Below are 13,630 nucleotides of genomic sequence, written 5' to 3'. Positions count from 1 at the left end.
GGTGGTGGAAATGGCTTGGGTCAGGCAGGGGCAGGAGCCCCGATTTCCCGGTTGACGGCGGGCATGATCTCGGTGGCGAGCAACTCGATGGAACGCGCCGTTTCGGCGAACGGCAGCCCGCCCAGTCCGATCTGGGCCATGTACCGGCTGGTGCCCAAGGCCTCATGGATGGCCAGGATCTTCTCCACCACCTGCTGCGGGCTCCCCACCAGCAGGCCGCCGCCGGGTTCGGACCAGTCATCGAAGGTTGAGCGCGGGAAATGGTCCACGGGCCGGGGCATGTTCTGTTCGAAATATGCCCGGTAATAGGGATAGAAGGTATCGCGTGCCTGCTGGGAGGTGGGCGCCACGTAGAAGTGGCCGCCGGCACCCACCGGCAGGGCGGCGGCGTCATGCCCGGCCTCGGCAGCGGTGTGCCGGTACAGCTCCACCAGGCGGCGGAACCTTTCGGGTCCGGACAGCAGCGCGACAAACAAGGGCAGGCCCAGGCGACCGGCGCGGGCAAAACTCGCGGGCGTGCCACCGACCCCCACCCAGACGGGAAGCTGTTCCTGCAGCGGCCGCGGGGCAATGTCCATGCCGGGGATTGTCTGGGTCAATGTGCCCTGCCACGTCAGGGTGGCGTTGTCCCGAAGCTCCAGCAGCATGCGCAGCTTTTCGTCGAAGAGGGCGTCGTAATCGGCGGTGTCGTAGCCGAACAGTGGGTAGGACTCGATGAACGCGCCGCGCCCGGCGATGATCTCGGCGCGGCCGCCGGATATGAGGTCCAGGGTGGCGAACTGTTCGAAGAGCCGCACCGGGTCCTGGGTGGAGAGCACGCTAACGGCGGTGCCCAGCCTCAGGTTGGTGGTCTCGCGGGCAACCGCGGCCAGCACCATTTCGGGGGCGGACAAGGCGAAGTCGCTGCGGTGGTGCTCGCCCAGGCCCAGGAAGCTGATGCCCGCCTGGTCGGCCAGCTTGGCCAGCCCAATGATCTCTTCCAGCCGCTGGTGCGGCGACTGGGCCAGCCCGGTTTGTCCGTTGCGCGACAGTTCGCCAAAAGTAAAAATGCCAAAGTCCATATTGGTTGAACATTCAACTTTGTAGATCTATTCCTGCACCTTCCCTTGCATCCAAAAAGGCGGGCGCACGACGCCGGGAGCCACCCGCCGTCGTACGCCCGCCTTGGCTCGCGGTGCTTAGGCTTCCACCAGCTTGGCGCCGGCAGGAACATCGGCCGGGGCACCGGGCTCGTTGCGGCCGTACAGCCAGTCGTTGTACTGGAAGTTGTTGTCGCCACGGCTCTTGAACAGCATGTTCCGCAGGACGCGTGCCACGCCGTCCACATGCCAGGACTCGCCCCAGATCCGGGCGGTGCGCTGGACGCGGGCGGTGCGCGCCGCCCGTGTTTCGTTGAACTCGCGGAAGGCATCCTCCCATGCACCGGCGTCGATGCCTTCGGCCGTGAAGACGCGGTTGCTGGCGGCGTCCTGCAGCACGGCAGCATCCTCGAGTGCCTGGCAGGCGCCCTGGGCCAGGTACTGCAGCATCGGGTGCGCGGCGTCGCCGATCAGCGCCATGCGGCCGGATACCCAGTTCTCGATCGGGTTGCGGTCATACATGGGCCAGCGGATGCCGGTGGCCAGGTTCTTCAGGGCTTCCTGCACGGCAGGGACGCAGTCCTTGTAGGCCGCCTGGAGTTCGTCCACGCCGCCGTACTGCTCTTCGCCGCGCTCAAACGACGGGGACTTGAACACTGCCACGGTGTTGAGCAGCTGGCCCTTGCGGAGCGGGTACTGGACCAGGTGGCAGTTCGGGCCGAGGTAGACGATGACGTCCTCCAGGTCCGCGGCGGGGGTTTCCTCGGTGATGGGCACGGTGCCGCGGTACGCCACGTAGGCGGAGTTGACGGGGCCGTCGTTGGCAACGGTGGCGCGGAGGGTGGACTTCAGCCCGTCCGCTGCCAGGATGGCGTCAGCCTCGAACACGTCACCCTTGGCGGTGTAGGCGCGGGCGCGGTCGCCGTCGGTCTCCACCTTCTGCACCAGGACGTCGTTCACCAAAGTGACGCCGGCTTCCTGGCAAGCTTCGAGCAGGATCCGGTGCAGGTCGCTGCGGTGGATCACCACGTAGGGGGCGCCGTAGCGTTCCTCGAATTCGCCGCCCAGGGTCTGGCGGGTGAGTTCCTCTCCGGTGATGGCGTCGCGGAACACGAGGTGCTTGGGCTGGACGCCGATTTCCAGCGCCTTCTCCAGCAGGCCCCAGCGCTTGAGGACGCGGGAGGCGTTGGGGGCCATTTGCAGGCCGGCGCCGACTTCGCCGAAGGCGGGTGCCACTTCAACCAGGGTGACTTCGGCGCCGTTTTCGCGAAGCGCCAGCGCTCCGGCAAGTCCGGCCATGCCGCCGCCCACTACCAGGACGTCGGTGGACCCTTTGAGGTTAGACATTGGAAACTCCTACTGCTGTTGATTTCTTGATTTTGGTACCGACGGCTGCGAGCAGGACTGCTGCTGCTGCGGCTGCTCCGGCAAATGCCAGGAAGTTTGAGTTGACGCCCAGGCCTGCTGCGAGCAGGAGCCCGCCGGCCTGGGGCGCTGCCACGGCCCCGATCCGGCCCACGCCGAGCGCCCAGCCAAGGGCGGTGCCGCGCAGGTGCGCCGGGTAGTGGCTTGCCACGGCGGCGATGATGAGGCACTGGGTGCCGTGCGTGCCCACGCCGGCAAGCACCAGCATGAGGTAGACGACGGCGACGGGCGGCCCGGTGACCAGGACCAGCAATCCGACGGCGGCCACGGCCGCTGCCGCGATGGCGGTGGGAATGGGGCCGAACCGGGTCCCGGCCCAGGCGGTGAGCACCGAACCGGCCACCGCACCAAGGTTGAGGGCCAGGGCGAACGTCAGGGAGGAGCCGAGGTTGTAGCCTGCCAGCTGCATGAGGTTGGGCAGCCAGGTGCCCAGCCCGTACCAGGCAAAGAGGGTCACCAGGGTGCCGATGGCGAACAACAGGCTGGTGCCGAGGTAGGGCGCGCGGAGCAGGGACCCGAACCCGACGGCTTCCTTGGCGGCCTGGCCCTGGGCTGCGCCCTTGTGGCCCGGCGCCAGCGTCTCCGGCAGGTAGCGGATGCCCAGCGGGATGACAACCAACAGGGCGACGACGGCCACCAGGAACATGACGGGCCAGCCGAAGGCCGGGATCAGCGGGATGCCGACGAGGGCGGCGATGGAACCGCCGATGGGGACGCCGGACATCATCAGGGTGGCGATGGTGGACCGCCACTTTTCGGGGACCAGCTCTGCCACCAGGGCGTTGGCCGAGGGAACCAGGCCGCCCAGGCCAATGCCTGCCAGGAGCCGCAGGCCGCCGAAGACCGGGGCGTTGGGCGCGAAGGCGCAGAGGATGGTGAAGAGGGAGAAGACGACGGCGCAGCCGATGATGGTGCGCCGGCGGCCCCAGGTATCGGACATGCGGCCGGCGAAGACCGCCCCGATCATCATGCCGATGAAGGCCATCGAGCCGATGGTGCCCGCGGTAGCCTTCGTCAGGCCCCAGCCGGTGTCGCTGATGAGCGAGCCCTGTACGGTGCCATAGACAATCAGGTCATAGCCGTCGAAAACGACCAGCAGCCAGCACACCAGGACGGCGAGCACGGAACGCCGGGGAAACCCGGAACGGCCTGCGCCCGGGGCGGGGGCGGCCATGCGCTGCGGCGCTGCAGCGGAAGTTGTGTGATTCATCCCACCACTGTGCTGGCAGTCATACCGCCACGCACATAAGATTCTGTCATGCAGAATCTTCCGGCCCGGCGGAAGCCCACCTACTCCATCGAGGCGGTGGACAACGCCCTGCAGCTCCTGCAGCTCCTGCGGGACGTGGGCAGCCTGCGGCTCAAGGACGCCGCGGCGGAACTCGGCGTGGCCCCGTCCACGGCGCACCGCCTGCTGGCCATGCTGGTGTACCGCGGGTTTGCCGTCCAGGATGAGACGCGCCGTTACGTGCCGGGCCCGGCCATGGGCGCCGGCCCTGCCGGGTTCAGCTGGACCAGGCAGCTGCGCGACATCTCGCGGCCCCACATGGAAGTGCTGTGCGCGCGAACCAACGAGACCGTCAACCTGATGATCCGGGTGGGTACCAAGGTCCGCTTCCTGGACACCGTGGAAAGCTCGAACATCCTGCGGGTGGGTGACCGGCAGGGAACATTGCTTCCCGCCCACAAGGCATCCGGCGGGAAGGCCATCCTGGCCGAACTGGATCCCGCGGTGGTGGAGCAGCTGTTCCGTGGGCCCAACGCGGAGCTCGCCGGAGACTACATCTCCGACGCCGAGTACCCGGCGTTCCTGCGTGAGCTTGAGTCCGTGCGGAGCAACGGATTCGCCGCCAACTTCGAGGGCACCGAGGAGGGCATCAGCGCTTTTGGGATGGCCCTGCACAACGGCAGGGGCATGGTGGTGGGCGCGTTGAGCGTGGCGACTCCGGTGGCCAGGTTCCGGCCGCTGTTCGACGCCGGGCTGGTGGGCGTCATGATGGAAACCCGCCGCCAGCTGGAGCTGGACATCGCAGCCAATCCCGTGGACGGGGCGGGAAGCGGCTGAGACTCCCGGCAGAGGGTCTGGGGGCGTAATTCTGGCAGACAGAATATGTTGGAGATCACAGCCAGCCTTACCTAGGGTCGAATCCACGTCGCACTCAGTCCGCACGCAAGGAGAAGGCCAGTGTCCATCAGCGCTGAAAACCAAACGCACGAATCCGTGGCGCAGGAACACCATGTTCCCGAGCCCACCCCGGAGGAGGCTGCCCAGCTGGAGCAGCTCTACAAGGATTTCGACAAGGAAAACCTGATTCCGCTGTGGACGGAGATCGCGGACCTGATGCCCATGGTTCCGTCCCCCAAGGCAGTTCCGCACGTGTGGCGGTGGGATGACCTGTACCCGCTGGCCGCCCGCGCCGGGGACCTGGTGCCTGTGGGCCGCGGCGGGGAGCGCCGGGCGATCGCGCTGGCCAATCCCGGCCTGGCCGGGACCCCGTACGCGACCCCCACCCTGTGGGCAGCGATCCAGTACCTGGGCGGCCGCGAAACCGCCCCCGAGCACCGCCACTCCCAGAACGCCTTCCGTTTCGTCGTCGAAGGCGAGGGCGTGTGGACCGTGGTGAACGGTGATCCCGTCCGGATGTCCCGCGGCGACTTCCTGCTCACCCCGGGCTGGAACTTCCACGGCCACCACAACGACACCGATGAGCCCATGGCCTGGATCGATGGCTTGGACATCCCGTTCGTCCACTACGCCGATGCCGGGTTCTTCGAGTTCGGTACTGAGCGCGTCACCGACGAGGCCACCCCGGACATCTCCCGCTCCGAGCGGCTCTGGGCCCACCCCGGCCTGCGCCCGCTCTCCGGCCTGGACCAGACCACCAACTCCCCCATCGCCGCGTACCGGTGGAAGTACACCGACGCCGCGCTCCGCGAGCAGCTGCTCCTCGAAGACGAGGGCCACCCCGCCACCGTGTCCCAGGGCCACGCCGCGGTCCGCTACACCAACCCCACCACCGGCGGGGATGTCATGCCCACCATCCGCGCCGAGTTCCACCGCCTGCGCGCCGGAGCCTGGACCGAGACCGTCCGCGAGGTGGGCTCCAGTGTCTGGCAGGTCTTCGACGGCACCGGCACGGTGACCCTCAATGGCGAAACCAGGGTCCTGGCCAAGGGCGACCTGTTCGTGGTCCCCTCCTGGGCCGCCTGGTCCCTGCAGGCCGAATCCGAATTTGATTTGTTCCGGTTCAGCGACGCACCCATCTTTGAGCGCCTGAACTTCAACCGCACCTACATCGAAGGACGCACCAAGTAATGAAACTCCTCACCCTCCGCACCGCTGACGGCACCAGGGCGGTCCGCCAGGACGGCGACACCCTCACCGAGATCCCGGGCTTCTCCGACGTCGGGGCCCTGCTGAAGGACCCCGCCTGGGAAACCACCGCGAAGGCGGCCAACGGCGCCACCCACGCCCTGGACGGCGCCGACCTCGCCGCCGTCGTGCCCGCCCCCGGCAAGATCATCTGCGTGGGCCACAACTACCGCAACCACATCAAGGAAATGGGCCGGGAAGTCCCCGAGCACCCCACCCTGTTCGCCAAGTACGCCGAATCCCTGATCGGCCCCAACGATGACCTGGCCCTGCCGCAGGAATCGGACACCGTGGACTGGGAAGCCGAACTCGCCGTCGTCATCGGCAAGGCAGGCCGCCGCATCCCCGAAGCCGAAGCCGCAGACCACATCGCCGGGTACTCCGTACTCAACGATGTCTCCATGCGCGACTACCAGTTCCGCACCATCCAGTGGCTGCAGGGCAAGACCTGGGAGAAGTCCACCCCGTTCGGCCCGGCCCTGGTCACCAAGGACGAGTTCACCGCCGGCCCGCTGATGACCTCCGCCGTGGACGGCGAAGTCCAGCAGTCCACCCCCACCTCGGACCTGGTGTTCACCCCGGAGTTCCTGGTCTCCTACATCTCCACCATCATCACCCTGAACCCGGGCGACGTGATCGCCACCGGCACCCCCGGCGGCGTGGGCCACGCACAGGACCCCAAGCGCTACCTGCAGGAGGGCCAGGTCCTGGTCACCACCATCGAGGGCCTGGGCCAGCTGACCAACCGCGTGGTCAAGGAAGCCTGATGGTCGCCCGGCACGACCAGACCACCGATCCCGTCCTGCTCGACGGGCTCCTGCAGGCCCGGCGCGGCACCGCGTTCTTCGCCCGCAAGCTCAACGAGCTCACGGACGCGGAACTGGACGGGGACTCGCTCCTGCCGGGCTGGACCCGCCGGCACGTTGTGGCCCACGTGGGCTACAACGCGCGGGCCGTGGCACGGCTGGTCGAATGGGCAGCCACCGGCGTGGAGACCCCCATGTACCCCTCGGTGGAGATCCGCAACCACGAGATCGACTTCGGCGCCACGCTCAGTCCCATCGCGCTGCGGAACCTGTTCGACCACTCCGCCGTGCACCTGAACGTCGAATGGCGCGACCTGCCCGCCGACAACTGGCACCACAAGGTCAAAACCGTCCAGGGCAGGACCGTCCCGGCCGAAGAAACCGTCTGGATGCGCACCAGGGAAGTGTGGGTGCACGCCGTGGACCTCGCCAACGGAGCCACGTTCAAGGACATCCCCGCACCCGTCCTGGAACGGCTCCTCACGGACATCACCGGCGCCTGGCACACCCGCGGCACCGATAAGGACCTCGTGGTCAAGGTCACCGGGCAACCCTCCGCGCTGGTCTTCGGTGACACGGCCGCCGCCTCCCCCACCATGGTGTCCGGCTCCCTGGCCGCCATCACCCAGTGGGCCACCGGCCGCGGCACCGACGGCACCACGGCACAGCACGACGGCGGATCGGTCACCCCAGCGCCCCCGGCCCCAGCCTGGATCTAGCTGCAGATCGAGTGCCCGGGCAAGCCATCTGCCACACCGCACCCAAGGCGGGCCAGCATCCGCTGGCCCGCCTTTTGCCGTTGCTGCCCGGGATCCTCCCGCGCAGCGGGCCGACGCCTCGGGCTGGAAACCAAAAATCCGTCCCCGCGTTTGGGGCCGGGCCCATAATCAGGACGGCGGCCGCTGGATAGCATGAGGTGACCGGACAGAGCCGTCCGGCGGGATCGACGCAAAAGGAAAACCCATGGCCGCGGTTACGGTGGATGACATCCTCTCGGATCTTCCCCTTGGCTTCGCCAGCCTCATCCTCCGTCCAGCCCCCTCGGCGCCGGCCATTGAACGGTTCCTTATTGTCGACGCCGACGACGAGTCGGTCGAGGCTGCCGGCGCGTTTGTCCTGCTCATCGGTGTCCGCGGCCGTTCGGCCCTGCCGGCCCTCCGGCGGCTCCTGAAGGAGCCGCCCCCGGTGGTAGCCGTCAAGGGCAACCGCGAAGACCTCGCCGAAGCGGAAGAACTCCTGCAGGCAGCGGGCTCGGGCCTCCTCCTGGTTGATCCCGCCGCCGACTGGGACCGGCTGCTCTCCATCGCAAAGGACCGGATCCAGCCGCGCAGCTACGAGAGCGAAGTCCTCACCCTGCTCGAGGAAGACCTGTTCGCCATCGCCCAGACCACGGCCAGGCTCACCTCCAGCCACGTGCTGATCGAGGACGCGGCCAACAAGGTCCTGGCGTACTCCACGGTCACCAACGACATCGACGAACTCCGCAAAGCGTCCATCCTGTCCCGCCGCGGCCCGCGGAAGTACGAGCTGCTGCTCAAGGACCTGGGTGCCTACCGCGAACTCCACCGCACCCGGCAGCCGGTCCGCGTGCCTGCCCGGCCCCAGGACGGGCTGCGCGAACGGGTGGCCATCGCGCTTTTCGCCGGGGAGCGGATCATGGGCTACATCTGGCTCCAGGAGACCGGAGAAGGCTTCGGCGCGGACGTCGAGTACGTCCTCACAGGATCCGCAGCAAGGGTTTCCGCCGAACTGATCCGTTACCGCAACCAGCAGTCGGTCCACATGCGGGAGGATCGGGTGGCACGGATCCTGTCTGGGGCCGCCGAGGCCGCCGCCAGCGCCCACAGCGGAAAGATCCCCTCGGAGCGTCCCGCAGCGCTCCTCCTGATCGGCATGTCCGACGCCGATTCCCGGGCCGACGACGCCGCGCTCAAGCACGGCGAACTGGCCAACCTGGCCTCCATCCACGCCGCTGCGTACAAAGCGTCCGCCGTCGTGGGCCAGTTCAACGGTGACACCGCCATCATCGTGCCGGACCTCCAATCCGGCACGGCGGAGGCAGGGCTGAGGTCCCTTGCCGAAGCGGTGGTCAAGGATGCCCGCAAACACCTGGGCATCACTCCCTTCGCCGCCGTCGGACCGCTGGCGCCGGACCTGCTGTCCATCCACCGGGTCACCGGCATCACGGAGGCACTGCTGGCCTGCGTACGGAACGCCACACCGGGTACGGTGGCCACCGTTGACGATTTCGAGGCGGAAATCCTCTACCGCGAGGCCGTGCGGAACTTCCACGGCTCACCCTTCCGGCACCGCAGCATGGCGGCGCTGCTCCAGGAGGATGCCGAGCTGGCAGCAACCCTGCAGGCCTACTTCGACGCATGCTTCGACGTCGCCGAATGCGCCAAACGCCTGAATCTGCACAAAAACACCGTCTACTACCGCGTTGCCAAGGCGGCCAGGGTCACCGGCCTGGAATTCGGCAACCCCCGCGATTCACTGGTGGCCCTGCTCCATCTCCAGGAGTGGGCCGCCTCCACCGACAATCCAGGCAGGAAATGAGCACCACACTCAGCGCACCGCCCCTGGGCCTCCTCCTTGAGGACATCGTCCGGCGCCACCGGCCCAGGCAGAACGCGGGCAGCGTTCCCGGCAACATCCCTTTCCTGGCTACGGTCCCGTTCGACCGCTTCGGCATCGCTGTCGCCACCACCTCCGGCGAGGTCTTCAGCTCCGGGGACGCCGGCGTTCCCTTTTCCGTCCAGAGCATTTCCAAGGTGTTCACCCTGGCCATGGCCCTGCAGGGCGGCAGGTCCGCCGGCCTTTGGTCGCGGGTGCTGCGCGAACCCTCCGGAACGTCCTTCAACTCGCTGGTCCAGCTGGAAGCCGAAAAAGGCATTCCCCGCAATCCCTTCATCAATGCCGGCGCCCTGGTGGTCACCGACCACCTCCTGGAAGAGACGCCCGACGCCGCTAACCAGCTCCTGCGGTTCCTCACCGAACAAGCGGGGAGCCATGAGGCGGAGCCAGGCTCCCACGCACCGTTCATCGATGAAGCCGCTGCTGCCGGTGAGCTGGCCGGCAGCAGCCGCAACCTTGCCCTGGCGCACTTCCTCAAGGATTTTTCCAACCTCACCCAGCCCGCCGCCGTCGTGGTCGAGAACTACGTCCGCCAGTGCTCCATCATGATGACCTGCGTCCAGCTGGCCCGGGCCGGCCTGTTCCTCGCCAACGACGGCCAGGGAACAACCGGCAGGGTGCTCTCCCCCAGCGAGGCCAAGCGGATCGGCTCCATCATGCTGACCTGCGGCATGTATGACGCCGCCGGCGAATTCGCGTACCGGGTGGGCCTTCCCGGCAAGAGCGGAGTAGGCGGCGGGATCCTGGTGATCGTCCCGGGCCAGTGCGCCATCTGCGTCTGGAGCCCCCGGCTGGATGCCAAGGGCAATTCCCTTGCCGGCACCGCCGCCCTGGCCGACCTCTCCGACCGCACCGGCTGGTCAGTCTTCTAAGTTTCCCAATCCAGCAAGATCTTCTCCGGATCGAAAGGAATACCCATGCCCAACAACCCCAATGAAGAGGTTGAGTTCGACCACGTTATTGATGGTGGTCATGCGCATGCGTCCGAGACCTCCCTGCACGCGGAGGACAAGGGCTACCACAAGAACCTCAAACCGCGGCAGATCCAGATGATCGCGATCGGCGGTGCGATCGGTACCGGCCTGTTCCTGGGCGCCGGCGGCCGGCTCAACGCGGCCGGCCCCTCCCTGGTCATCGCGTACGCGGTGTGCGGGTTCTTCGCGTTCCTGATCCTGCGCGCCCTGGGCGAACTGGTCCTGCACCGGCCCTCCTCGGGCTCGTTCGTCTCCTACGCCCGTGAATTCTTCGGCGAAAAAGCCGCGTTCGTCTCCGGCTGGTTCTACTGGATCAACTGGGCCACCACCACCATCGTGGACATCACCGCCGCCGCCCTCTACATGCACTTCTTCGGCAACTACGTCCCCTGGATGGCCGAGGTCCCGCAGTGGGCCTGGGCACTGACCGCCCTCATCGTGGTCCTGGCCCTGAACCTGGTCTCCGTGAAAGTCTTCGGCGAAATGGAATTCTGGTTCGCCCTGATCAAGGTCGCCGCCCTCGTCGCCTTCCTGCTCATCGGCACCTACTTCGTCATCTTCGGCACCCCCGTCGCCGGCCAGCCGGTCGGCATCAGCCTCCTGTCCGATAACGGCGGGATCTTCCCCAACGGCCTGCTGCCCATGATCATCCTCATGCAGGGCGTCCTGTTCGCCTACGCCTCCATCGAACTCGTCGGCACCGCCGCCGGCGAAACCGAAAACCCCGAAAAAATCATGCCCAAGGCCATCAACTCCGTAGTCTTCCGCATCGCCGTGTTCTACGTCGGCTCCGTGATCCTCCTGGCCCTGCTGCTGCCCTTCACCTCCTACCAAAAAGGCGTCAGCCCCTTCGTGACGTTCTTCGGCTCCATCGGCGTCCAGGGCGTAGACGTCATCATGAACCTCGTCGTCCTCACCGCCGCCCTGTCCTCCCTGAACGCCGGACTCTACTCCACCGGCCGGATCCTGCGCTCCATGTCCGTCAACGGCTCCGCCCCCAAATTCGCCTCCCGCATGAACAAAGCAGGCGTCCCCTACGGCGGCATCGCCATCACCGCCGTCGTCTCCCTCCTCGGCGTCCCGCTGAACTACCTCGTCCCCGCCGAAGCCTTCGAAATCGTCCTGAACATCGCCTCCGTCGGCATCATCATGACCTGGGCCACCATCGTCCTGTGCCAAATCCAACTCAAACGCTGGGCCGACAAAGGCTGGGTCCAACGCCCCTCCTTCCGCATGTTCGGCGCCCCCTACACCGGCTACCTCTCCCTGCTCTTCCTCATCGGCGTCCTCATCATGGTCTTCATCGACTCACCCCTGACCATGCTCGTCACCGCCATCGCCTCCATCCTCATGGTCCTCGGCTGGTACGCCTGCCGCCACCGCATCCGCCAAATCGCCGAAACCCGCGACGGCTACACCGGAACATCCCCCGTGATCGCCAACCGGACGCCCATTTCCTGACCACAACGCCTGCAACCCTCCGAGCTGAAGAAAGACCATGACACCAGAGCCGCAGCCCACCCTGACCACCTCCCCTCCCCAGCCCGCCGCCGTCGTCCACCATAAGGACCGTGTGGCGCCCGCCCTCAAATCCGCCGGGCACGTCATCGTCGATTCGCTGGTGGCCCACGGCGTGGAACGCACCTACGTGGTTCCCGGCGAGAGCTTCCTCGACGTGCTGGACGGCCTGCACCAGTCCAGCATCGAAACCATCGTCTGCCGGCATGAGGGCGGGGCCGCCTACATGGCCGAGGCGGACGGCAAGATGAACCAGCGTCCGGGGGTGGCGATGGTCACCCGGGGGCCGGGCGCCGCCAACGCCCACGTGGGGCTGCACACCGCCTGGCAGGATTCCACCCCCATGCTGCTCTTCGTGGGGCTCATCCCGTTCGCCCACCGGGACCGGGAGGCGTTCCAGGAATTCGACATCAAGTCCTGGTTCGATACCGGCGCCAAACGGGTCATGGTCCTGGACCACCCCGAACGCGCCTCCGAAATCGTGGCCGAAGCCATGTTCGCCGCGATGAGCGGACGCCCGGGCCCCGTGGTGGTCGGCCTGCCGGAGGATGTCATCCGGCAACAGGTCAGCCCGGTCCTGCATCCTGCGATTCCGGTGGCAGCCGGCGGCATGGCCAGCACGGACGCCGCAGCGCTTGAAGCGGCCCTGGCCAGGTCCAGCAAGCCACTGTTCGTCACCGGCGGCAACGACTGGACCCAGGAAGCCGCCAGCCAGCTCACCGGCTGGCTGGAACGGCACCACATCCCGGCCGCCGCCGAGTGGCGGACCCAGGGAACGGTTCCGTTCGATTCACCGTCCTACGTTGGCCCTATCGGGTACGGCCGTCCGCGGCCCACTTACGACCTGATGGAGGAGACCGACCTCCTGGTCTTTGTGGGCACGGTTCCTGGCGATGTCATCACGGACGGCTTCGTGTGTCGGCAGGACTGGACCAAGGAGAACTTCCTGGTCACGGTGGATCCGTCGCTGCGCGGACGGTCCGGCCCGGTGTCACGGCAGATCCTGGCCAAACCGGAGGCGTTCGTCCGCGACCTGGCGGGCATTGACCTGCCGGTCAAGGAGGAGTGGAAGGACTGGACGGCGAGGATGCGGGGAGAGCAGGAAAGCTTCGCGGCGCTCCCTTCTGCGGTGCCGGCTCCGGGCCAGGCGAGGATGGACACCCTGATGGCCAACCTGGTGCCCCGTCTTCCCGGGGACGCCGTGGTGACGTTCGGGGCCGGGGAACACACCAACTGGGCCCACCGGTATTTCCCCACCCGCCGCTACGCGTCCATGATCAGCGCCCGCAACGGCTCCATGGGGTACTCGGTGCCGTCGGCGATCGCTGCTTCCCTGACTGAGCCCGGACGGCGGGTGGTGACCATCGCGGGGGACGGCGAGTTCCTCATGAACGGGCAGGAGCTTGCCACCGCCGCCCAGTATGGTGCGACGCCCTTGGTGGTGGTCATGGACAACCAGGAATATGGCACCATCCGCACGCACCAGGAACGTCACTACCCGCAGCGCGTCTCCGGAACGCAGTTGAAGAACCCGGACTTCGCGCTGATGGCCAGGGCTTTCGGCGGCTTCGGCATCACCGTCACCGAGGACAGGGACGTGCCGGCCGCCCTGGATGCCGCGCTGGCGGCCATCGACGATGACGGGGTGTTCGCCCTTATCCACCTCATCGTGGAGCAGCGCGTCAAGGCGTATTAGGGTAACGGGCGGCTGCTGCCGCCGGTCCCCTCCGGTGACCCGGACGACGGCGGGACCTCCCGCCGTCGTCCGTTTGGGTTTAATGCCGGTCAGCGGAATAGAACGGCACCTACTGTAGTTGA

Annotated in this window: 11 protein-coding genes; 8 read left to right on the top strand and 3 right to left on the bottom strand. The window is 67.3% G+C overall.

Annotated features, from left to right (window positions below):
- Positions 1–20: 20 nt before the first annotated feature.
- The 3 genes from ACZ9J7_RS10430 to ACZ9J7_RS10420 form a co-directional block, all read right to left on the bottom strand.
- Positions 21–1,061, bottom strand: a complete 1,041-nt coding sequence (locus ACZ9J7_RS10430) for an LLM class flavin-dependent oxidoreductase (protein WP_476209172.1) — start codon at positions 1,059–1,061, stop codon at positions 21–23.
- A 117-nt stretch (positions 1,062–1,178) separates the two neighbouring features.
- Complete coding sequence (locus ACZ9J7_RS10425) at positions 1,179–2,426, bottom strand: FAD-dependent oxidoreductase (protein ID WP_476209170.1); 1,248 nt, start codon at positions 2,424–2,426, stop codon at positions 1,179–1,181.
- On the bottom strand, positions 2,419–3,714 hold the full coding sequence (locus tag ACZ9J7_RS10420; protein WP_476209168.1) for an MFS transporter: 1,296 nt from the start codon (positions 3,712–3,714) through the stop codon (positions 2,419–2,421). The genes ACZ9J7_RS10425 and ACZ9J7_RS10420 overlap by 8 nt, the downstream gene beginning before the upstream one ends.
- A 48-nt stretch (positions 3,715–3,762) precedes the next feature.
- On the opposite strand from ACZ9J7_RS10420, the gene ACZ9J7_RS10415 reads away from it, so the two are divergent.
- From ACZ9J7_RS10415 to ACZ9J7_RS10380, 8 genes are all read left to right on the top strand, one after another.
- Positions 3,763–4,569: an IclR family transcriptional regulator gene (locus ACZ9J7_RS10415; RefSeq protein WP_476209166.1), complete on the top strand. Its 807-nt coding sequence runs from the start codon at positions 3,763–3,765 to the stop codon at positions 4,567–4,569.
- Between the two features lie 120 nt (positions 4,570–4,689).
- Positions 4,690–5,820, top strand: coding sequence for a cupin domain-containing protein (locus tag ACZ9J7_RS10410; RefSeq protein ID WP_476209164.1), 1,131 nt, complete (start codon positions 4,690–4,692; stop codon positions 5,818–5,820).
- Entirely contained in the window at positions 5,820–6,644 is an 825-nt protein-coding gene (locus ACZ9J7_RS10405; protein WP_476209162.1) for a fumarylacetoacetate hydrolase family protein, read from the top strand. The genes ACZ9J7_RS10410 and ACZ9J7_RS10405 overlap by 1 nt, the downstream gene beginning before the upstream one ends.
- Positions 6,644–7,402 (top strand): maleylpyruvate isomerase family mycothiol-dependent enzyme, encoded by a 759-nt coding sequence (locus ACZ9J7_RS10400; RefSeq protein WP_476209160.1) that lies wholly within the window; start codon positions 6,644–6,646, stop codon positions 7,400–7,402. Before ACZ9J7_RS10405 ends, ACZ9J7_RS10400 begins: the two co-directional genes overlap by 1 nt.
- A gap of 244 nt (positions 7,403–7,646) precedes the next feature.
- Entirely contained in the window at positions 7,647–9,242 is a 1,596-nt protein-coding gene (locus ACZ9J7_RS10395; protein WP_476209158.1) for a PucR family transcriptional regulator, read from the top strand.
- Positions 9,239–10,192 (top strand): glutaminase, encoded by a 954-nt coding sequence (locus ACZ9J7_RS10390; RefSeq protein ID WP_476209156.1) that lies wholly within the window; start codon positions 9,239–9,241, stop codon positions 10,190–10,192. Before ACZ9J7_RS10395 ends, ACZ9J7_RS10390 begins: the two co-directional genes overlap by 4 nt.
- 45 nt (positions 10,193–10,237) lie before the next feature.
- On the top strand, positions 10,238–11,755 hold the full coding sequence (locus tag ACZ9J7_RS10385; RefSeq protein WP_476209154.1) for an amino acid permease: 1,518 nt from the start codon (positions 10,238–10,240) through the stop codon (positions 11,753–11,755).
- Between the two features lie 37 nt (positions 11,756–11,792).
- Positions 11,793–13,508: a thiamine pyrophosphate-dependent enzyme gene (locus ACZ9J7_RS10380; protein WP_476209153.1), complete on the top strand. Its 1,716-nt coding sequence runs from the start codon at positions 11,793–11,795 to the stop codon at positions 13,506–13,508.
- Positions 13,509–13,630: the final 122 nt, after the last annotated feature.

The organism is Pseudarthrobacter sp. TE9888 (genome assembly GCF_056279345.1).
Note: the sequence above shows the minus strand (reverse complement) of the source record. Positions and strands in the feature narration are given on the sequence as shown.